The 20,756-nt window shown below is 72.8% G+C and carries 19 protein-coding genes; 10 read left to right on the top strand and 9 right to left on the bottom strand.

All coding sequences use genetic code 11. The features are described 5' to 3' along the window. Positions 1-16: 16 nt before the first annotated feature. The 3 genes from hrpA to LZG04_RS42650 all read right to left on the bottom strand — a co-directional run bounded on the left by hrpA (position 17) and on the right by LZG04_RS42650 (position 5,080). Complete coding sequence (hrpA, locus tag LZG04_RS22335; protein WP_233819765.1) at positions 17-3,919, bottom strand: ATP-dependent RNA helicase HrpA; 3,903 nt, start codon at positions 3,917-3,919, stop codon at positions 17-19. A gap of 41 nt (positions 3,920-3,960) precedes the next feature. Continuing rightward, positions 3,961-4,755, bottom strand: coding sequence for a thioesterase family protein (locus LZG04_RS22330; protein ID WP_233819764.1), 795 nt, complete (start codon positions 4,753-4,755; stop codon positions 3,961-3,963). A gap of 82 nt (positions 4,756-4,837) precedes the next feature. After that, positions 4,838-5,080, bottom strand: coding sequence for an isocitrate lyase/phosphoenolpyruvate mutase family protein (locus LZG04_RS42650; RefSeq protein ID WP_233819763.1), 243 nt, complete (start codon positions 5,078-5,080; stop codon positions 4,838-4,840). A 251-nt stretch (positions 5,081-5,331) separates the two neighbouring features. On the opposite strand from LZG04_RS42650, the gene LZG04_RS22320 reads away from it, so the two are divergent. Then, on the top strand, positions 5,332-6,705 hold the full coding sequence (locus tag LZG04_RS22320; RefSeq protein ID WP_233819762.1) for a PLP-dependent aminotransferase family protein: 1,374 nt from the start codon (positions 5,332-5,334) through the stop codon (positions 6,703-6,705). Here LZG04_RS22320 and LZG04_RS22315 read toward each other — a convergent pair. Then, positions 6,695-7,129 (bottom strand): nuclear transport factor 2 family protein, encoded by a 435-nt coding sequence (locus tag LZG04_RS22315; RefSeq protein WP_233819761.1) that lies wholly within the window; start codon positions 7,127-7,129, stop codon positions 6,695-6,697. The two genes, LZG04_RS22320 and LZG04_RS22315, sit on opposite strands and share 11 nt — an antisense overlap. 111 nt (positions 7,130-7,240) lie before the next feature. On the opposite strand from LZG04_RS22315, the gene LZG04_RS22310 reads away from it, so the two are divergent. The 4 genes from LZG04_RS22310 to LZG04_RS22295 all read left to right on the top strand — a co-directional run bounded on the left by LZG04_RS22310 (position 7,241) and on the right by LZG04_RS22295 (position 10,622). Beyond that, a complete protein-coding gene (locus tag LZG04_RS22310) occupies positions 7,241-7,615 on the top strand; it encodes a YciI family protein (RefSeq protein ID WP_233819760.1) in 375 nt (124 codons plus the stop codon). Continuing rightward, on the top strand, positions 7,612-8,817 hold the full coding sequence (locus LZG04_RS22305) for an RNA polymerase sigma factor (RefSeq protein WP_233819758.1): 1,206 nt from the start codon (positions 7,612-7,614) through the stop codon (positions 8,815-8,817). Before LZG04_RS22310 ends, LZG04_RS22305 begins: the two co-directional genes overlap by 4 nt. 117 nt (positions 8,818-8,934) lie before the next feature. Continuing rightward, positions 8,935-9,909: a hypothetical protein gene (locus LZG04_RS22300; protein WP_233819757.1), complete on the top strand. Its 975-nt coding sequence runs from the start codon at positions 8,935-8,937 to the stop codon at positions 9,907-9,909. After that, complete coding sequence (locus LZG04_RS22295) at positions 9,906-10,622, top strand: MBL fold metallo-hydrolase (protein WP_308199242.1); 717 nt, start codon at positions 9,906-9,908, stop codon at positions 10,620-10,622. Before LZG04_RS22300 ends, LZG04_RS22295 begins: the two co-directional genes overlap by 4 nt. A 9-nt stretch (positions 10,623-10,631) precedes the next feature. Here the strand turns inward: LZG04_RS22295 and LZG04_RS41915 are convergent, their stop codons facing one another. Continuing rightward, positions 10,632-11,918 carry a hypothetical protein gene (locus tag LZG04_RS41915; RefSeq protein ID WP_267937317.1) on the bottom strand — a complete coding sequence of 429 codons (1,287 nt, stop codon included), beginning with the start codon at positions 11,916-11,918 and terminating at the stop codon, positions 10,632-10,634. 155 nt (positions 11,919-12,073) lie between these two features. On the opposite strand from LZG04_RS41915, the gene LZG04_RS22285 reads away from it, so the two are divergent. The 3 genes from LZG04_RS22285 (at position 12,074) to LZG04_RS22275 (ending at position 15,135) form a co-directional block, all read left to right on the top strand. After that, positions 12,074-12,982: a glycosyltransferase family A protein gene (locus LZG04_RS22285; RefSeq protein WP_233819756.1), complete on the top strand. Its 909-nt coding sequence runs from the start codon at positions 12,074-12,076 to the stop codon at positions 12,980-12,982. 6 nt (positions 12,983-12,988) lie between these two features. After that, a complete protein-coding gene (locus tag LZG04_RS22280) occupies positions 12,989-14,662 on the top strand; it encodes a hypothetical protein (protein ID WP_233819755.1) in 1,674 nt (557 codons plus the stop codon). Positions 14,663-14,769: 107 nt separating this feature from the next. Next, the gene (locus LZG04_RS22275) at positions 14,770-15,135 is read left to right on the top strand and encodes a VOC family protein (protein WP_233819923.1); all 366 of its coding nucleotides are present in this window, start codon (positions 14,770-14,772) and stop codon (positions 15,133-15,135) included. Positions 15,136-15,147: 12 nt separating this feature from the next. On the opposite strand, the gene LZG04_RS22270 is transcribed toward LZG04_RS22275, so the two are convergent. Continuing rightward, complete coding sequence (locus LZG04_RS22270) at positions 15,148-15,456, bottom strand: helix-turn-helix transcriptional regulator (protein WP_233819754.1); 309 nt, start codon at positions 15,454-15,456, stop codon at positions 15,148-15,150. An 85-nt stretch (positions 15,457-15,541) separates the two neighbouring features. On the opposite strand from LZG04_RS22270, the gene LZG04_RS22265 reads away from it, so the two are divergent. Beyond that, on the top strand, positions 15,542-16,696 hold the full coding sequence (locus tag LZG04_RS22265) for a site-specific integrase (protein WP_233819753.1): 1,155 nt from the start codon (positions 15,542-15,544) through the stop codon (positions 16,694-16,696). 340 nt (positions 16,697-17,036) lie between these two features. Here the strand turns inward: LZG04_RS22265 and LZG04_RS22260 are convergent, their stop codons facing one another. The 3 genes from LZG04_RS22260 to LZG04_RS22250 are packed head-to-tail and all read right to left on the bottom strand — an operon-like array spanning position 17,037 to position 19,613. Then, on the bottom strand, positions 17,037-17,732 hold the full coding sequence (locus tag LZG04_RS22260) for a histidine phosphatase family protein (RefSeq protein WP_233819752.1): 696 nt from the start codon (positions 17,730-17,732) through the stop codon (positions 17,037-17,039). Positions 17,733-17,742: 10 nt separating this feature from the next. After that, positions 17,743-18,567, bottom strand: a complete 825-nt coding sequence (locus LZG04_RS22255; RefSeq protein ID WP_233819751.1) for an undecaprenyl-diphosphate phosphatase — start codon at positions 18,565-18,567, stop codon at positions 17,743-17,745. Continuing rightward, a complete protein-coding gene (locus LZG04_RS22250; RefSeq protein ID WP_233819750.1) occupies positions 18,564-19,613 on the bottom strand; it encodes an LLM class F420-dependent oxidoreductase in 1,050 nt (349 codons plus the stop codon). Before LZG04_RS22250 ends, LZG04_RS22255 begins: the two co-directional genes overlap by 4 nt. A gap of 130 nt (positions 19,614-19,743) precedes the next feature. Between LZG04_RS22250 and LZG04_RS22245 the strand changes: the two genes are divergently transcribed. Then, the gene (locus tag LZG04_RS22245) at positions 19,744-20,709 is read left to right on the top strand and encodes an aldo/keto reductase (RefSeq protein WP_233819749.1); all 966 of its coding nucleotides are present in this window, start codon (positions 19,744-19,746) and stop codon (positions 20,707-20,709) included. Positions 20,710-20,756: the final 47 nt, after the last annotated feature.

Raw genomic sequence — 20,756 nt, 5'->3', positions numbered from 1 at the left:
CGGTCGGTGGGTGTGCTCAGCGGGGGACGGCGTCGAGGGCTTTGTAGATGCGCTTGTCGGAGACGGTGTAGCGGGTGCCGATGGTCTGGGCGAAGTAGCTCAGCCGCAGCTCCTCGATCATCCACCGCACCTCGTCGAGCTCCTCGTGCGGTTCGTCGGCGGGCAGCGCGGCGCGCAGTTCGCGGTACTCGGCGTGCACGGCGTGCACGCGGTCCATCCACTCCTGGTCGCGGCGCACGTTCTCGGGCAGCTTCTCCAGCCGCCGCGCGATGCCCTGCAGGTAGCGGTGCACGTCGACGAGCCGGTCGGCGCCGGCTTCGGTGACGAAGCCCTTGTGCACGAGCCCGGTGAACTGGGCCCTGATGTCGGCCAGGGACTCCTCGAACACCGGGCCGCGCACGCCGTTGATGCGCAGTTCGACGTCCTGGGCGGCTTCGAGCACGCGGCGGACCTTGTGCACGACGTCGAACGTGGTCTCACCCAGGCCGCGGCGGACGTGGTCGGCGAGCTTGGCGAACGCCGCCTCGGTCCACACCGGGCCGCCCGCGTCGCGCAGGAGCTTGTCGACGGCGGCGCCGATGCAGTCGGCCAGCAGCGGGGCGACGCCGCCGTGCGGGTTGCGGGTCAACGCGAGCTTCTCGGCGTTGTTCAGGCCGCGTTGCAGGGTCTTGACCGGGGACGGGGTGGTGAGCAGCAGCAGCCGGCGGGTGCCGCGCCACATGGCCTGCCGCTGGCGGCCGGGGGTGTCGAGGATCTCGACGGCGACGGTGTCGCCCTTGTCGACCAGGGCCGGGTAGGCGGTGACGACGATGCCGGACCGCTGCCGCTGCACGGTGCGCGGCAGGTCCCCGATGTCCCAGGTGGTCAGGCCGGTGCGGGCGAGGTTGCTCGCGGCGGCGGCCAGGGTCTCGCGCAGTTGGCCGCGCAGCTGGGCCTTGAGGGCGGCGAGGTCCTTGCCCTGGGCGAGTTCGCGATCGTGCTCGTCGACGATCTTGAACGTGAGCTTGAGGTGCTCGGGCACCTGGTCGAGCTGCCACTGCTCGCGCGGCACGACGACGCCGGTGAGCCGGCGCAGCTCGCGTTCCAGGGCCGGCAGCAAGGGCTCGTCGGCGTCGATGCCGGTCAGGGCGGCGGCGGCGACGTCGGGCACGGGCACGAAGTTGCGGCGCACGGGTTTGGGCAGCGACCGGATGAGCGCGACGACCAGTTCGGTGCGCAGGCCGGGGATCTGCCAGGACAGCGAGTCGTCGGGCAGGGTGGTCAGCGCGGGCAGGGGCAGCTTGACGGTGACGCCGTCGACCGCCGCGCCGGGTTCGAACCGGTAGCTCAGCGGCAGCGTGAGGCCGCCGCGGCGCAGCTGGTCGGGGTAGGCGTCGGGGGTGATCGCGGCCCGGTCGTTGACCAGCATCGCCTTGTCGAAGGTGAGCAGGTCGGGCTGGGTGTGGCGGGTCTTCTTCCACCAGGTGTCGAAGTGCCGGGCGGAGACGACGTCGGCGGGCACGCGCTGGTCGTAGAAGTCGTAGAGGGTGTCGTCGTCGACGACGATGTCGCGGCGGCGGGCCCGGTTCTCCAGCTCCTCGACCTCGGCGAGCAGTGCGCGGTTGTGGTGGAAGAACTTGTGGTGGGTGGTCCACTCCCCCTGCACGAGCGCGTGGCGGATGAACAGCTCGCGGGACAGCTCGGGGTCGATGCGCCCGTAGTTGACCTTGCGGGAGGCGACGATGGGCACGCCGTAGAGCGTGACCTTCTCCAGGGCGACGACGGAGCCGCGCTTGGCTTCCCAGTGCGGTTCGCTGTAGGTGCGCTTGACCAGGTGCTCGGCGAGCTTCTCGGCCCACTCGGGCTCGATCCTGGCCACGGTGCGGCCCCACAGCCGTGAGGTCTCGACCAGTTCGGCGGCCATCACCCACTGCGGTGGTTTGCGGAACAGGGAGGAGCCGGGGAAGATCGCGAACTTCGCGTTGCGCGCGCCCAGGTACTCCGTGGCGGCGCGCTTGCCCGGGTCGCGTTTGGGCACGTCCTTGACGCCGATGTGGGACAGCAGCCCGGACAACAGCGACACGTGCACGTTGCGGGGGTCGGCGGGCTGGTCGTTGACGTGCACGCCGAGGGTCTTCGCGACCTGCCGCAACTGTTGGTAGATGTCCTGCCACTCGCGCACGCGCAGGTAGTTGAGGAACTCGGTGCGGCACAGCCTGCGGAACTGGTTGCTGGACAGCTCCTTCTGCTTCTCGCGCAGGTACTGCCACAGGTTGAGGAACGCGGTGAAGTCCGAGTCCGGGTCTTTGAACCGGGCGTGGAACTCGTCGGCGGCCTGCTGCTTGTCGGAGGGCCGTTCGCGGGGGTCCTGGATGGACAGGGCGGAGGCGATGACCATGACCTCGCGGACGCAGCCGTTGCGGTCGGCCTCGATGACCATGCGGGCCAGGCGGGGGTCGACGGGCAACTGGGCGAGCTTGCGGCCCAGCGGGGTGAGCTTCTGCTCGGCGGGCAGGATCGCGCCCAGCTCCTGGAGCAGTTGCACGCCGTCGGTGATGTTGCGGGCCTCGGGCGGGTCGATGAACGGGAACGCGGCGATGTCGCCCAGGCCGATGGAGGTCATCTGCAGGATGACCGAGGCGAGGTTGGTGCGCAGGATCTCCGGGTCGGTGAACTCCGGGCGGGCCTCGAAGTCGTCCTCGCTGTACAGGCGGACGCAGATGCCCTCGGACACGCGGCCGCAGCGGCCCTTGCGCTGGTTGGCCGAGGCCTGCGAGATCGGTTCGATGGGCAGCCGCTGCACCTTGAGGCGGTGGCTGTAGCGGGAGATGCGGGCGGTGCCGGGGTCCACGACGTACTTGATGCCGGGCACGGTCAGCGAGGTCTCGGCGACGTTGGTGGCGAGCACGACGCGTCGCCCGCGGTGGGGCTGGAACACGCGGTGCTGCTCGCCGAACGACAGCCGCGCGTACAGCGGCAGGATCTCGGTGTCGCGCAGCTCCAGCGCGGCCAGGGCGTCGGCGGTGTCGCGGATCTCGCGTTCGCCGGACAGGAACACCAGCACGTCGCCGGGCCCTTCGGCCTGCAGTTCGCGCACGGCGTCGCAGATGGCCTGCGTCTGGTCGCGGTCGGGGTCGGCGTCGGGGTCCTCGGGGTCGACGATCGGGCGGTAGCGCACCTCGACGGGGTAGGTGCGGCCGGAGACCTCGATGATCGGGGCGTCGCCGAAGTGCCGGGAGAACCGCTGCGGGTCGATGGTCGCGGAGGTGATGACGACCTTGAGGTCCGGCCGCCGGGGCAGCAGCTGCTTGAGGTAGCCGAGCAGGAAGTCGACGTTGAGGCTGCGCTCGTGGGCCTCGTCGATGATGATCGTGTCGTAGCGCGACAGCATCCGGTCGGTCTGGATCTCGGCCAGCAGGATGCCGTCGGTCATGAGCTTGACCAGGGTGTCCTCGCCGGACTGGTCGGTGAACCGGACCTTGTAGCCGATGGCGCTGCCCAGCGGGGTGTCCAGCTCCTGGGCGACGCGCTCGGCGACGGTGCGGGCGGCGAGGCGGCGCGGCTGGGTGTGCCCGATCTGGCCGAGCACGCCGCGGCCGAGCTCGAGGCAGATCTTGGGCAACTGGGTGGTCTTGCCCGAGCCGGTCTCGCCGGCGACGATCACGACCTGGTGGTCGCGGATGAGCGCGGCGATGTCGTCCTTGCGGGCGCTGACGGGCAGCTCGGCCGGGTAGGTGATCTTCGGCACGGCCTCGCGGCGCAGGGCGACGCGCAGCTCGGCGGCCTCGACCTCGGCTTCGATCTCGGCGAGGACGGCGGCGCGGGCGGTGTCGTCGCGGACCTTGCGCGCGCCGTCGAGCCTGCGTGCCAGCCTCCGCTGGTCCCGCGACATCAGTTCGGACAGGCGTTGGCGCAGGTCAGCGTGCGACATCTGGTTCATTTGGGTCAAGGATATCGAGGCCGGGCCGGTGGGGCTGCCGATTATCGGCCGGCCGACACGGCGAGTTGGCGTGACTGGGCGACCAGCCGGCCGGTCACGTCCCACAGTTCGAGGTCTTCCTCGTAGTAGCCGCCGGCGAGGTGGCGGGTGGCGACGCGGGCGGCGAGCCACCCCGGGGCGGTCGGGCGGGCACGGACGTGCACGGTGAGCTCGACGGTGGCCGAGTCGGTGACGCCGAGCTCCATGACGGCGGGCGCGGCGGTGTCGACCAGGGTGGCCAGGCTCGCGGTGTCGGCGGGGCGGCCGTCGGCGAAGCGGATCCAGAACTCGGCGTTCGGCACGCCGCTGGGCCGGCCCTCGACCCAGCCGTGGGGCTTGGGGGCGCGCAGGTCGACACGGTCGGCGACGGTGACCTCGGGCAGGCGCCGCCCGCCGTAGACGTCGACGCACTCGTCGGGCGGCGGCAGGTCGGGCGCCTCGCCGAGATCGAGGGCGCGACCGGTGGGGTCGCCGAGGTCGGCGTAGGAGGCGACGACGCGGAGCACTTCGCGGTCGCCGCAGGTCAGGCGTGCCTCGCCGGTGGACAGCCGTCGGCCCAGGCGCACCACCTCGGTGTCGACGCGGGCCGGTCCGACGACGCCGGGGCGCAGGTAGTGGGCGCTGACCACGAGCGGGTCGGGGTGGGGCAGCACCTCGCCGAGCGCCCGCAGGCAGAACGCGACGAGGTAGCCGCCGTTGGGCCGGCCGCCGGCGCTGTGCCACCGGTCGGTGAGGTCGGCGGCGAACCGCCCGTCCCCCGTCGCGTCCACCCGCGTGTCGGCGTCCCACTCGTGCATGGGACTCACCCTAATGGGTGTTACCGGTGGGTAGTTCAGCCGCGGTAGGGGCTGCCGCCGTCGAGCATGTCCGTGGCCATCTTCACGGGGCCAGGTCGTTCGGGGTGGGCGCGCCCGGGCCGTGCGCGATGTTCACCGGGCGGCGGCCGACGGCCTCGACGGACTCGGCGACCCGGTCGCCGGGCAGCCGCATCGGGTAGACGCAGTCCGCACCCGCCTCGAAGTACGCCCGCGCGCGCCGCACGGCGTCGTCGAACGACTTGCCGCCGTTGAGGAACTCGTCGATCCGGGCGTTGATGACCAGGTCGGGGTTGGCGGCGCGCACGGCGGCCGGGAAGTCGGCCTGCGGCTCGGGAAAACAGGTTCGCGCGGATTCGGGGAAGATCGACGACAGTACGCGACACCCCCTCCTGCCTCGGCGAGGGCCGGCCGAAGACCGGTTTTGGAGTCCCCGCACGGTTTGTCCGTGACGCCGCATTCCCCGCCCGCTGGGCGAATTCCTTCGCACCGGAATTCGAGTGCCCGGACGTGCATTCGGCCGCGCCGAGGCGCGGATCCTGGTTAGGGTCCGGTCCCGTGTCGGACCAGCGGACCGGTGCGGGCGTCGACCTGCACCTCGACCTCGATCCCGCGCTGACCCGCCGCGGCGCGGTGGAACGCGCGGTGCGGGAGGCGATCCGGGCGGGCCGACTGGCTCCCGGCGCGCGGCTGCCGGCCACCCGCAGGCTCGCCGTCGAGCTGGGGCTGGCCCGCAACACCGTGGCCGCCGCCTACGACCAGCTCGTGGCCGAGGGCTACCTGACGGCCCGGCGGGGCGCGGGCACGCGGGTCGCGCCGCTGTCCCGGCCGACCACGCCCGCCGTCGCCACCGCCCCCGACGCGCCCGGACCGCGGCACGACCTCACGCCCGGCAGCCCCGACGTGTCGGCGTTCCCGACCACGGCCTGGCTGCGGGCCACCCGACGCGCACTGCTCGCGGCGCCCGCCGGCGCGCACGGCTACGGCGACCCGCGCGGCCGCGTCGAGCTGCGCACGGCGTTGGCCGAGTACCTGGGACGCACGCGCGGGGTGCAGGCGACGCCGGAACGGATCGTGGTGACCTCCGGGTACGTGCAGGCGTTGGCGCTGCTGGCGTCGGTCGTGGACGGGCCGGTGGCGATGGAGGACCCCGGGCTGCCGTTCCACCGCGACGTGGTGGCCCGCGCCGGCCGCGCGGTGACGCCGTTGCCGGTGGATGAGCGGGGCGCGACCGTCCCGGACGGCGTGGCGGCGGCGGTCGTGACGCCGGCGCACCAGTACCCGACCGGGACGCCGCTGCACCCCGCGCGGCGGCGGGCGTTGACGGCGTGGGCGCGCGACTCGGGCGCGATGCTGGTGGAAGACGACTACGACGGCGAGTTCCGCTACGACCGGCACCCGCTGGGCGCGGTGCAGGGCACCGCCTCCGACCACGTCGTGTACGCGGGCAGCGCGTCGAAGACCCTGGGACCGGGGGTGCGGTTGGGGTGGCTGGTGCTGCCGCCGCGCTGGGTGGACCCCGTGGTGGACGCCAAGCTGTACGCCGACCACCACACCGAGGCGATCGGCCAGTTGGCGTTGGCCGACCTGATCGCCACGCACGCCTACGACCGGCACGTGCGCGGCCGCCGGCTGCGCTACCGCCGGCGGCGCGACCGCCGGCGGCGCGACCTGCTGGTGCGCCGGCTGGACGCCCTGGGCCTGCCCGTGCGCGGCGTCTCGGCCGGGCTGCACGTGCTGGTGGAGCACCACGACGAGACCGCCGTGCTGGCGCGGGCCGCCGCACTCGGCCTGGCGGTCTCCGGGCTGCGCGAGCACTGGCACGACCCGCGTGCCGCGACGCGGCAGGGCGTGGTCGTCGGGTACGCGACCCCGGCCGAGCACGCCTACCGCGCCGCGCTGGACGCGTTGACCCGGGCCCTTACGGCGTGAGGTCCAGGGCCGCGCTGAAGCTGCCGTCCATGTGGAACGGCGTCGAGTCGTGCTCGTGCGCCACCCGCCACACCCCGTCGACCCGCCGCAGGCACACCGTGGAGCGGTACCACAGCGTGAACGGCTCCTGGCGCCCGCGCGGCACGGCGGACATGCGGTTGAGGCTGTGGCAGAACGCCAGGTCGCCGTCGACCGAGATCCGCAGGTCCCGGACCTCGAAGTCCACCGCCGAGTCGAACGAGGCCAACCAGGCCCGCTTCGCCTCCGGGTCGAGCACCTCCGGTGCGGTGTGCGCGAGCGGCGGGGCGAGCGTGAAGGCGACCACGTCGGGCAGGTAGTCGGCGACCAGGCGCTCCGCGTCGCCGGCACGCAGCGCGGCGGCCCGCCGCTCCAGCAGCTCGCGGATGTCGTCGGACTCGCTCATGGTGGTGTTCCTTCCCGGTGGGGCACCCCCGTCGGGCGCCCGTCACGGGGTACGTAGAAGCTGGGCACCCGTTCTCGACATGCCCGGGCGGTTTTTCTCCGGAGGGTTCGCGTGAAGTACCTCGTCCTGATCTACAGCAACCCCGAGTCCCGCGCGATCTGGGACCGATTGGCCGACGAGGACAAGGCCGCCGGTCTGGACGCCTACGCCGCGCTGGACGAGGAACTGGCCGCCTCCGGCGAGCTGGTGGTGTCCGAAGCGCTGGCCGACCCGGCCCGCACGACCCGCGTCACCGTGCGCGACGGGCGGACGCTGACCACCGACGGGCCGTTCGCCGAGGCCAAGGAGCTGCTGGCCGGGTTCTACCTGGTCGACGTCGCCACGCCGCACCGCGCGGTGGAGATCGCCGCCCGCGTCCCCGAGGCGCGACTGGGCCTGGTCGAGGTGCGGCCCGCCCGGCCGTCGCTGGAGGACTTCCTGCGGTGACGCCGATCGGCCCGCTGCTGCGGCAACTCGCGCCCCGAGCCCTGGCCGCGCTGGTGCGCCACCACGGCGGGTTCGACGCCTGCGAGGACGCCGTGCAGGAGGCGCTGCTGGCCGCGGCGACCCGCTGGCCCGTCGACGGCATCCCGGACAACCCCACCGCCTGGCTCATCACGGTCGCCTCACGCCGCCGGATCGAGCTGTGGCGCGCCGACACCGCACGCCGCCGCCGCGAGGACACCGCCTTCGCGCTCACCCCACCCGACCCCGACCCCGCGCCCGGCGTGGACGACACCCTGACCCTGCTGGTGCTGTGCTGCCACCCGGCACTGACCCCGCCGTCCCAGGTCGCGCTGACCCTGCGCGCGGTCGGCGGGCTCACCACCGCCGAGATCGCCCGCGCGTTCCTGGTGCCCGAAGCCACCGTCGCCCAACGCATCAGCCGCGCCAAGCAACGCGTCAAAGCCACCGGCGCCCGCTTCGCCCCACCCACCGACGACGAACGCACCGAACGGCTCGACGCGGTGCGCCACGTCCTCTACCTGATCTTCACCGAGGGCCACACCGCCAGCTCCGGCGACCACCTGCACCGCGTCGACCTCTGCGCCGAGGCCGTCCGCCTCACCCGCGAACTGCGCGCCCTGCTGCCCGACGACGGCGAGACGGCCGGGCTGCTCGCGCTCATGCTGCTCACCGACGCCCGCCGACCCGCCCGCACCCGCCCCGACGGCTCGCTCGTGCCCCTGACCGGGCAGGACCGCTCCCGCTGGGACACCGAACTCATCGCCGAAGGCACCCGGCTGGTGCGCGACGCCCTCGCCACCACCACCATCGGCCCCTACCAACTGCAAGCCGCGATCGCCGCCCTGCACGCCGAAGCCCGCGACACCGCCGCCACCGACTGGAAGCAGATCCTGGCCCTGTACGACCTGCTGCACGCCATCGCCCCCGGCCCCATGGTCGCCCTCAACCGCATCGTCGCCGCCGCCATGGTCCACGGACCGACGGCCGGCCTCGCCCGGCTCGACGACGCGGCCGCGGACCCGGCACTGGCCGGTCACCACCGGGTCCACGCCGTGCGCGCCCACCTGCTGGACCTGGCCGGCGACCACGAGGCGGCCCGCGAGCACTACGCCCGCGCCGCCCGCGCCACGCTCAGCCTGCCGGAACGCCGCTACCTCGAACAACGCGCCCGACCGCGGTAGGGGGCCTGCGGTCGCGCCAACCACAAACCGCCGTTCGGCGGCTGGCGCGCCGCCACCCCGGCCGATGAGGTGGATCACGCGATGAGTCGGGGGACGACCCATCGAGGGGGAGTTGGCTTGTTCCGACCCGTGCCGGTGCCCGTGCTGCCGCCCAGCACCGCACTGGCCGACCTGGCGACCGCGGGCGAGCACCACGCCTGGCTCGCGGGCACCACCGGCGTGTTCACCAGCCGCCCGACCACACCGCTGGTCCTTCGCTGGACCGGACGGGAATGGCGGGTCGAACCGCTGCCCGCCCTACCGGCACCCGCCAGCCTCGCCGGCGTGTCCGCCGCCGCGCCCGACGACGTCTGGGCCGTCGGCAACAGCGCCGGCCGCCCACTCGTCCTGCACTACGACGGCACCACCTGGCACGTCGTGCCCACCCCGCGCATCACCTGGGCCAAAGCGGTCGCCGCGCTCGCACCCGACGACGTGCACGTCGTCGGCACCGGCCGCGACACCCTGCACTACGACGGCGCCGCATGGCGACTGCGCCCCGCCCTGTCCTCCGCCCGCGAAGGACTCCAAACCGTCACCACCACCGGACCCCACGACCTGTGGGCGGGCGGCGGCGGGCTCGCCGGCGCCGGACCCGCCACCTACACCTACCCAGTCCTCGTCCGCTGGGACGGCCACACCTGGACCGAGATCACCGGCCCCCGCCTGGACCGCGGCCACGTCGCCCGCCTCGCCGCCACCGCACCCGACGACGTGTGGCTCGGCCACGTCCGCGACACCGAAGGCCTGCGCGTGCACCGCTGGGACGGCGAGCAGTGGCACCCCCTCCCCGCCCCCGAGGACACCGGCCGGCTCAGCGTCCACGGCGTCGCCGCCGGCTGGACCTGGGGCGTGCGCGCCACCCGCCGCACCTTCGAGACCCGACCCGCCTTCCACCGCTGGACCGGCCACGACTGGACCCCCGTGCCGCTGCCCGACGACCTCGCCCGCACCTCCGCCTCCCACGTCGGCCTCGCCACCACCGGCGCCACCACCTGGGCCTACCTGAAAACAGCGGCGGGCGTGCACGTCCTGCGCCACACTGCCCCGTGACCTTCCGCCTCACCGTCCTGGGCACCGCAACGCCCTACCCGCGCCCCGGCAACCCCTGCTCCGGCTACCTCCTGCGCACCGAGCACACCGCCGTGTGGGTCGACGCCGGCCCCGGCACGCTCGCCGAGCTGCAACGCCACCACCGACCCGACCTCCTCGACGCGGTCTGGATCTCCCACACCCACGCCGACCACGCCGCCGACCTGCTGCCCTACTACTACGCGCTGCTGTTCGCCGACCAACAACCCCACGCCCCCATCCCCCTCTACGGCCCACCCGGACTCGCCGACCGGCTCGAGACCTTCCTCGCCGGCGCCGCGCCCAACCCCGCCTCCGCCGCCTTCGACGTCCACGAACTGCACGACGGCCACCACACCGAGATCGGCGACATCACCCTCACCACCCGCGCCGTCCACCACGGGCTGCCCGCCTTCGGCCTGCGCGCCACCCACGACGACACCACCTTCGCCTACTCCGGCGACACCGCACCGTGCCCAGCCCTCGACGACCTCGCCACCGGCGCCGACCTGTTCCTCTGCGAAGCCGACGGCGCCGGACCGCACCACTGCGCCCCCGAAGACGCCGCCGCGGCCGCCCGCGACGCCCGACGCCTCCTGCTCACCCACGTCGGCCACACCCTCAGCACCGCCGAAGCCGCCGAACGCGCCCACGCCCCCGTCGCCCGACCAGGCGAAACCTTCCCGATCAGGTGAACCTCGCACTCACACCGCCCCGGCCGCACCCACCCGCGCCAACCGACGCGCCAACGCCACCGCCATCCCCGCCGCCACCAGCAACGGACCCGCCAACTGCGCCACCGTCGCCACCACCACCGGCGACCCCGGCAACACCAACACCCCCAACAGCACGACCGTGCCCGCCACCCACGAACCGGTGATCGCCGACCGCGCCCCCAACGCGATCAACGCCGGCTGCAACACCTGCGCCACCATCAACAACAACGTCCCCACCCCCAACGCACCCATCAACACCCACGACAACCCCGCCTCCGCACCGAAGAACACCCGCACCGCCCACGGACCCAGCGCCGCCGACCCCACCGCACCCAACACCCCCACCACCAACACCCACACCGTGATCCGCCGCAACACCGCCCGCACCGCACCCAGGTCACCCCGCGTCGCCGCCTCCGTCAACCCCGGCAACAACAACGCCTGCACCGGCGAGAACACGAACAACGGCACCCGCACCAGGATGAACGCCGACGAGAACGCCAACGCCAACGCCGCGTCCTGCGGCAACCGCGCCGTCACCACGATCGGCGCCACGTTCGCCACCGCCTGCACCAACAACCCCGCCATCACCAGCAACGCCAGGCTCTCCACCCGCTCCGACCCCGCCTCGGGCCCCACCGACCCACCCACCGCCGACACCGGCCGCGACCGCAACCACACCAACCCCGCCACCACACCCACGACCGTCCCCAACGCGAACGTCATCCCGAACAGACCCGCACCCGCCACACCCGCCACCACCACCGCGATCGCACCCGCCAACCGCGCGAAACCCTCACCCGCCAAAGTCGCCGCATAACCGGTGAACCGCCGCATTCCCCCCAACACACCACGCGCCAGGTAAATGGCCGCCGAAGTCACCACCGCCACCACCACCGCCACGAACAACGACCACGAACCTTTCAACGACCGATCCACCAACACCGGCGACACCAACGCCAGCACACCCAACACCACCACCGTCAGCACCACACCCTCACGACCCACCCGCCGCACCGCCCCACCAGCACGTTCACCCCGCGCCAACGCCCGCGACGTGGCATGACTGGCCTGCTGCTCCAACGCCGAGAAGATGCCCGGACCCACGATGTTCACCAACAGGTAGAACGCCGCGACCGCCGCACCCTCCGCCGCCGACAACGAATGACCCGCGATCGCCACGAACGCGTAACCCGACGCACCGAGAACCAACGTGCCCAACCCCACGACGACAGCAGGGCTCAACCGACTCGGGGGCATGATGTCTGCGCTCACCGCCAACACAGTAGGCTGCCTCGTCGCCACCTCCTGAAAGCCGGTATCCCCGGCGCTCGGGTGGAACCACGAGGGACAGGGCGCAAGGGGAAGGGTCGTGGCAAGGGGATGGGTGTTCCACACCGCAACCTGATCGTCGGTCGTACGAGGTGACCATGAGCGGCATCGACATCATGCTCCCCCACTACGGGGACATCTCGTACCTGAAGACCGCCGTGCGCAGCGTCATCGCCCAGGACGACGGCAACTGGCACCTCACCGTCATCGACGACAGCGTCACCGACAACGGCCTGCCCGAGTGGTTCGACTCGCTGCGCGACGACCGCATCCACTACCAGCGCAACGAGCGCAACCTCGGCATCAACGCCAACTTCCAGAAGTGCCTCGACCTCGCCGAACGCGACTTCCTCGTGGTCATGGGCTCCGACGACGCGATGCTGCCCAACTACGTCAGCACCATCCGCCGCACCACCCAGCGCCACCCCGACGCCGACGTCGTCCAAGCAGGCGTCGAGGTCATCGACAGCACCGGCCAGGTCGTCCGACCGCTGACCGACCGCGTCAAACGCGGCCTCTACGCCCCCGACACCACCACCCCCAAGGTCATGGGCGGCGAAGACCTCGCCATCAGCCTCCTGCGCGGCAACTGGACCTACTTCCCCTCCCTGTGCTGGCGCCGCGAAGCCCTCAAAGACCTCGGCTTCCGCCAAGGCCTCAGCGTCGTGCTCGACCTCGCCCTCATGCTCGACCTGCTCGAACGCGGCGGACAACTCGTCGTCGTCCCCGACGTCTGCTTCCAGTACCGCCGCCACGACGCCAGCGTGTCCTCCTCCCTGGCCTCCCTCGGCAGGCGCTTCACCGAAGAACGCGACTTCTTCCTCGAAGTCGCCGAGCGCATGGACCGCATCGGCTGGCACCGCGCCGCCAAGGCCGCCCGCCGCCACCTGTCCTCCCGCCTGCACGCCCTGCTCCTGCTGCCCGGCGCCGTCACCTCACGGCAGGCCGCCAGCGCCAAGCTCCTCGCCCGCCACGCATTCGGAACCACCAAACCCGTGAGGAAGTGATCGACGGTGCTGTCGACCGCGCCAGAACAACCGCCGCGGACCAGCCCCGAGCACACCCCGCCGCCGCCCACCACCGCACCACCCCGCCGAGGATGGCTCGTCGCCGCCGAAGCCGTCGTGTCCGTGGCCGCCGCGGCGCTGATGGTGCTCCTCGCCCGCGGCATCGAGGTCAACCCGCTCGACCGGATCGGCCAGATCAGTGGCCTGGCCGCGCTCCAACTCCGCTTCGCCCTCATCGCCGCGGTCCTGCTCCTGCTCGCCGTGCTCGCCGCCCGCACCCGCTGGACCGCCCACGCGCCCCTGACCCGCCGCATCGCCGCCGCCGCGGCCGCCGGCCTGTTCAGCGGACTCGTCGCCGGCGCCGTCCTGGTCGCCCTGCGCGGCACCTCCTGGGGCCTCAACGCCAACGGCGGCGACTCCGGCGCCCTCGTCCGCTGGGCGCACACCCTCCTCGACACCGGCACCATGCAGGCCGACTACCCACCCGGCTGGGTCCACGCCATCGCCTGGTTCTCCCAGCTCACCGACACCGACCCCGAACACTCCCTCAAAGCGCTGCAGATCATCGGCACCGCCCTGTTCGGCCCCGTCGCCTACCTCTCCTGGCGACTGCTGCTCTCACCCCTGTGGGCCCTGGGCCTCGGCGTCGTCCCCGGCATGGTCCTGATCGACCCCTACAAGCCCTACACCAACCTCATGCTCGTCGTGATGGTCGCCGTCCTGCTCGCCCTGCTGCGCCGCCTGCGCCGCGCCGCCGACACACCCTGGCGCGCCATCGTCCTCGGCGGCATCGGCTTCGGCATCGCCCTCGGCCTGGTGTTCCTCATCTACTCCGGCTGGTTCGTCTGGTCCGCGCCCGGCGTGCTGATCTCCGCCCTCGTGCTGTTCCCCTGGCGCACCGGCCGCCTCAAGGGCCTCGCCCTCGTCGCCATCACCGCCGCCGTCTTCGTCGCCGTGTCCTCCCGCCACCTGTTCGGCCTGCTCACCGCCTCCGGCTCGGTCAAGGACCGCTACTTCTACTGGGACACCTGGACCGAACCCGCCTACATCGCCATGTGGCGCGGCGACCTGCCCGGCAACACCGGCCCCTGGCCGCCGCCCGGCGAACTCGGCGGCGTCGGCCTGTTCACCATCCTCGCCCTCGTCGGCCTCGCCGCCGCCATCGCGGTGGCACGCAGCCGCACCGCCGTCATCCTCCTGACCACGACCTTCGCCGGCGCCTGGCTGCTGCGCTTCTACTTCGGCGCCCAGATGTACGCCGCCGACGCCGTGCAGCTGTGGCCGCGCAGCACCGCCGAACTGCTCTACTGCCTGCTCCTGCTCACCGGGTTCGCCGCCCACTACGGCGTGCGCCGCTTCGACGGCGTCGCCCGCGTCCGCGCCGCGTTCGCCTCGCCGTCGACCGGCCTCGGCGTCCTGGCCGCCCTGCTGCTGCTCATCGCCTCCGCGGGCTCCTCCATCGGCGACCGGTACATGCCTCGCACCGACAACTCGCTCGGCTACCTCGCCGCCGCCGCCCAGTTGACCAGGCAGCTCGACGGCACCTGCTCCGCCTACGCCCACACCCTGGGCAAGGGCTGCTTCGAGCAGAACGACTACCGGCTCGGCGAGGCGCTGTTCGAGATCTCCCAGCACGCGCCCAAGTACGGCGAGCTGCCGCACCCCAACCCGGGCGGCTGACCCGCGCGCACGGGACACCAACGGGGGCGGTCGGAGCGATCCGGCCGCCCCCGCCCGTGTCCGCCGCGCTGCGAAGATCCCCCGGCCGGGTGAAAATCAGGACCGTGCTGAAGCTGACCGCGACCGTGCTCGACGCACCCGACGCCCAGGCCCTCGCCCGCTTCTACCGCGACCTGCTCGGCTGGCCGCTGCGCGACGACGAACCGGGCTGGGCCACCCTGCGCCCACCGGACGGCAGCGCCGGGCTGTCGTTCCAGACCGAACCGGACTACCGGCGCCCCACCTGGCCCGCGACCGACGGCGAGCAGCGGATGATGGCGCACCTGGACATCCTGGTGGACGACCTGGAGACCGCCGGCGCGCACGCGGTCTCGCTGGGCGCCACCCTGGCCGACTTCCAGCCGCAGGAGGGCGTGCGCGTGTACCTCGACCCGGCCGGTCACCCGTTCTGCCTGTTCCTGCCGGGCTGGTGAGCGCCGCCGCGGTCAGGGTGCTTCGATCACCCTGGTGATGGAGTCCAGCACGCCGGGGAACCGGCGTTCCATCTCCTCGCGCCGCAGCTCGTGCTTGCGGTAGCTGCCGTGCGGCGTCACGCGCAGCACCCCGGCCTCCCGGAGCACCTTGAGGTGGTGCGACAGCGTCGACATGCTGACCGGCACGTCGAACTGGCCGCACACGATTCCACCCGATCGTGCGAGCTCGGCCACGATCCGCAGCCGGACCGGGTCGGCGAGCGCGCTGAGCACGGTCGCGAGCCGTAGATCCTCCACGTCCGGGTGTTGTAGGGCGCGCACGATTTCGCATAGTAGCGACCCTGGTCAAGAGGTCTATTAATCCACACTGAAGATATTAAGGCCGCAAAGATGTTAGAGTGGCGCAGTGACCCTGCCGGAGCCGGTGCGCGCGGAACTCGACCGCGTGCAGCACGCGGCACTGGTGGACTTCGCCGCGCTGGAGCAGGTGCGGCGCCGGTTCGACGCCGAGCAGGCCGACGCGCTGGCGGGCTACCTGCGGGCCGCCCAGTCGGCGAACACGCTGCGCGCCTACCGCTCGGACTGGGTCGGCTGGGCGGCGTGGTGCGAGGCCGAGGGTCGCGTGGCGCTGCCCGCGGACCCGGTGGACGTGGCCGTGTACCTGGCGGTGGCGGCGGACGCGACGAAGGAAGACGGCTCCCCCGCGTTCGGCCCGTCCACGCTGGAGCGCAAGGCGGCGGCGATCGCGGCGGTGCACGCGGCCGGCGGCCTGCCCTCCCCCACCCGCTCGGACGTGGTGCGGTTGACGTTGCGCGGTGTCCGCCGCACGCGCCAGGCGCAGCCGCGGCGCAAGCGGCCGGTGCTGCTGGGCACGTTGGAGGCGCTGCTGGCGGAACTGCCGCCGCCGGGCTGGCCGACGGGGTTGGCACGCCGGCGTGACGCGTTGCTGCTGCTGGTGGGGTTCGCGGGCGCGTTGCGGCGCAGCGAGTTGGCGGCGGTGGCGTTGGAGGACGTCACGGTGGACGTGGACCCGCGCACGCACGAGCCGCTGCTGCTGGTGGAGCTGGGCGTGACGAAGACCGACCAGACGGGCGCGCACCGGCAGCGGGTGGTGCTGCCCCGCGGCGCGCGGCGGCCGACGTGCCCGGTGTGCGCGTTCGCGGACTGGGTGGACGTGCTCACGGCGGCGGACCCGCGGGCGTTGCTGGAGGACGAGGGCGAGCGGGGGGCGACGCACCGCTGCCACTCCTACCAGCCCGGTCCGGCGCGCGGCCCGCTGTTCCCGTCGGTGAGCAGGCACGGCCGGTTGGGCGGCCGCTCGATGTCGGACCGGGCGGTGTCGGACGTGGTGAAGCGGTACGCGGCGAAGGCCGGGCTGGACCCGGCGCTGTTCGGCGGGCACTCGCTGCGGGCGGGCTTCGCCACGCAGGCGGCGCTGGGCGGCGCGAGCGACCGGGAGATCATGCGGCAGGGCCGCTGGACGAACCCGCGCACGGTGCACCGCTACATCCGCACGGCGAACCCGTTGGAGGACAACGCGGTCACCCGCCTCGGACTGTGATCAAGAGCGCACGCCGGGTTGTTAACTTCTAACACGCCCGGTCCTTCCGGCCGGGGCCGAACGGTGCAACCGGTTGGGGCACCCGACCGCTTGCGCGTTTGTTTCGCCGGTGTTTCCACCCCTGTTGAGCTGCGGTTATGCCGTCAGGCCGGGTGAGGGTGGGCGGGCTGACCTGGGCAAGCGGCGCGATACCGCCGGATGCCGGGCCGAAGCCGGGAGGTTTGTCCGCGAGTTAACGCCAATACGATCGTCTGCACGAGGCCGCCCGCCCCGGCCAAGCGCACCGTGGCCCCCGGACTACCCTGCACTGTCCGGGGGCCACGCGGTGCTCAGGGCGAGGTCACGCGCCGGTGGTGCCGCCCACGACCGCGTCGGACGACGGTGCCTGCTCGGTCTTCTCCGGCGGCGGCACGAGGGCGGACAGGTCGCCGCCGTTGTCGTTGACGCGCAGCACGAACGGCCGGGTCTCGGTGTACTGCACGACCGACACCGACGCGGGGTCGACCACGATGCGCTGGAAGCCGTCGAGGTGCACGCCGAGCGCGTCGGCGAGGACGGCCTTGATCACGTCGCCGTGGCTGCACGCGACCCACACCGCCCGGGGCCCGTGCTCGGCGGTGACGCGGGCGTCGTGGGCCCGGATGGCGGCCACGGCCCGCGCCTGCACGGTGGCCAGGCCCTCGCCCTCGGGGAACACCGCGGCGGACGGGTGCTGCTGCACGACCTGCCACAGGGGTTCTTCGAGCAGTTCCTTGATCTCCCGCCCGGTCCACTGGCCGTAGTCGACCTCGGCGAGGTCGGGTTCGACGGTCGCGTCGAGGCCGAGTCGGTCGAGCAGGGGTGCGAGGGTCTGCCGGCAGCGTTCCAGCGGCGAGGTGACGACGGCGGCGACCGGGATGCCGGCCAGCCGGTCGACCAGCGCCGCGGCCTGCTCCTCACCCCGTTCGGACAGCGTCACGCCGGGTCGGCGGCCCGCGAGGACGCCCGCTCCGTTGGCGGTGGAGCGGGCGTGTCGCAGCAAGATCACGGTAGCCACGCCGCCAACCCTATGTCGGGTTGATGAGCCCCATCGACAGCAGCCCCATCAGGACGATGCCGAGCAGCAGCCGGTACCACACGAACACCGAGTAGCTGTGCTTGGAGACGTAGCGCAGCAGCCACGCGATCGTGGCGTAGCCGACCGCGAACGACACGATCGTGGCGACGATCATCTGCGGCACGGAGGCGGCGTTGGGCTCGGCGCGTTCGAGCACGTCGGGGATGCTGAAGATGCCCGCGCCGAACACGGCGGGCAGGGCCAGCAGGAACGAGTAGCGGGCCGCGGAGGCGCGGTCCAGGCCGAGGAACAGGCCCGCGGTGAGGGTGCCGCCGGAGCGGGACACGCCCGGGATCAGCGCGAGGGCCTGGGCCAGGCCCATGCCGACGGCGTCCTTGAGCTGGAGCTTGTCGCGGACGTGCTGGGCGAACTGGTCGGCCAGGCCCAGCAGCAGGCCGAACACCACCAGGACGGTCGCGGTGATCCACAGGTTGCGCAGCGAGGACCGGATCTCGTCCTTGAACAGGTAGCCCAGCACGCTGATCGGGATCGACCCGATGATCACGTACCAGGCCATCCGGTAGTCCTCGGTCTTGCGCGCGGCCTTGCTGAACAGGCCGCGGAACCAGGCCGCGATGAAGTTGCCGATGTCCTTGGCGAAGTAGATCAGCACCGCGACCTCGGTGCCGAGCTGGATGACCGCGGTGAACGACGCGCCCGCGTCGTTGCCGAAGAACAGTGTGGAGACGATCCTGATGTGACCCGACGAGGAAATGGGCAGGAATTCCGTGAGCCCTTGGACGAGTCCGAGGACGATGGCCTGCAACCAGCTCAACTACCCACTCCTGCCAGATCCAGAGCTTCGATCGCCGTGCGGAGCGCGGCGATCCCCTGATCGAGATCTTGCAGCATGGGCGAAAGGGTGAGTGTGGTGACCCCCGCTTCGGCGTAGGCGCGCATCTTGTCGGCGATGCGCTCCTTGCTCCCGAGCAGCGAGGTGGCGTCGAGGAAGTCGACGGGCAGGGCGGCCATCGCGCCCTCGTAGTCCTTGGCGAGGTAGCGGTCCTGCACCTCGGCGGCCTCGGCGGCGAAGCCCATCCGGGCGGCGTTGTCGTTGTAGAAGTTCTTCTGCCTGCTGCCCATGCCGCCGACGTAGAGCGCGGCGTAGGGGCGGACGCGGTCGGCGCACGCGCGCCAGTCGTCGCCGACGACCATCGGGACGGTGGCGGCGATGTCGAACCCGTCGAGGGTCTTGCCCGCCTTCTCCCGGCCGGCCCGCAGGGACGCGAGCACGTCGCCGGAGTGCTCGGGCGACAGGAACAGCGCGAGCCAGCCGTCGGCGATCTCGCCGGCCAGCTCGACGTTCTTCGGCCCGACGGCGGCGAGGTAGACGGGGATGTGCTCGCGCACCGGGTGCACGGTGAGGGTGAGCGCCTTGCCGGGGCCGTCGGGCAGCGGCAGCGTGTAGTGCTCGCCGTCGTAGCGCAGCCGGTCGCGGCGCAGGGCGGCGCGGACGATGTCGACGTACTCGCGGGTGCGGCCCAGGGGCTTGTCGAACCGCACGCCGTGCCAGCCCTCCGAGACCTGCGGCCCGGACACGCCCAGGCCGAGGCGGAACCGGCCGCCCGACAGCGAGTCCAGCGTGGCGGCGGTCATCGCGGTCATCGCCGGCGTCCGGGCCGGGATCTGCAGGATCGCGCTGCCGACGTCGACGCGTTCGGTCTGCGCGGCCACCCACGCCAGGACCGTGGGCGCGTCGGAGCCGTAGGCCTCGGCGGCCCACACCACCGAGTAGCCCAGTCGGTCGGCTTCCCTGGCCAGTTCGAGGTTCGCGGCGTCGTTGCCCGCGCCCCAGTACCCGAGGTTCAGTCCCAGTCGCACGAGCGCCGACCCTACCGGTCGGTAACCTGGTCCGCCAGGGCGGGTGTGCCCCGATCGTGGCCGGATTGGGGCTTGACCTCGCGCGTGCCACGAGCCGCCGCGGATTCGATCACCCTTTAGGCTCCCCCGCGTGGAACAGCGATACCTCGGGCGCAGCGGACTGCGGGTCTCCCGGATGGCCCTGGGCACGATGACCTGGGGCCGGGACACCGACGCGGACGAGGCGGCCACCCAGCTGCTGGCCTTCGCCGAGGCCGGCGGCACGCTGGTGGACACCGCCGACGTGTACGTGGAGGGCGAGAGCGAGCGGATCCTGGGCGGCCTGCTGGGCGAGGTCGTGCCGCGCGACGAGCTGGTGATCGCCACGAAGGCGGTCGCGCGCCGCAACGACGGCCCGTTCGGCGGCGGCGCGTCGCGCGGGGCCCTGCTGCACGCGTTGGACGGGTCGCTGCGCCGGCTGGGCGTGGAGCACATCGACCTGTGGCAACTGCACGCGTGGGACGCCAACGTGCCGCTGGAGGAGACGCTGTCCGCGCTGGACGCGGCCGTGGCGTCGGGCAAGGTCCGCTACGCGGGGGTGTCGAACTACTCGGGCTGGCAACTGGGCACGGCGGCGGCGCTGCCGGGGCACACGCCGCTGGTGTCGACGCAGGTGGAGTACTCCCTGCTGGAGCGCGGCGTGGAGCGGGAGGTGGTGCCGGCGGCGCAGCACCACGGGATCGGGCTGCTGCCGTGGGCCCCGCTGGGCCGGGGCGTGCTGACCGGCAAGTACCGCAACGGCACGCCGTCGGACTCGCGGGGCGCGTCGGCGCACTTCGCCGGGTACGTGGAGCAGCACCGCACGGAGCGGGCGGCGCGGATCGTGCAGGCGGTGGCGACGGCGGCGGACGGGTTGGGCACCAACGCGCTGTGCGTGGCGCTGGCGTGGGTGCGGGACCGGCCGGGCGTGGTGGCCCCCGTGGTGGGGGCCCGGGACACCGCCCAGCTGCTCGGGTCGTTGGCGGCGGAGGAGCTGACGCTGCCCCCGGCGATCCGGGCGGCGCTGGACGACGTGAGCGCGGTGGAGTTCGGCTACCCGGAACGGCCGCTGGGCTGAACCGCGCGACGGCCCGTAAGGCAAGAAGTCGTACTGCTCGACCGTGG

It is taken from the genome of Saccharothrix sp. S26 (genome assembly GCF_021390395.1).
Lineage (GTDB): Bacteria > Actinomycetota > Actinomycetes > Mycobacteriales > Pseudonocardiaceae > Actinosynnema.
Note: the sequence above shows the minus strand (reverse complement) of the source record. Positions and strands in the feature narration are given on the sequence as shown.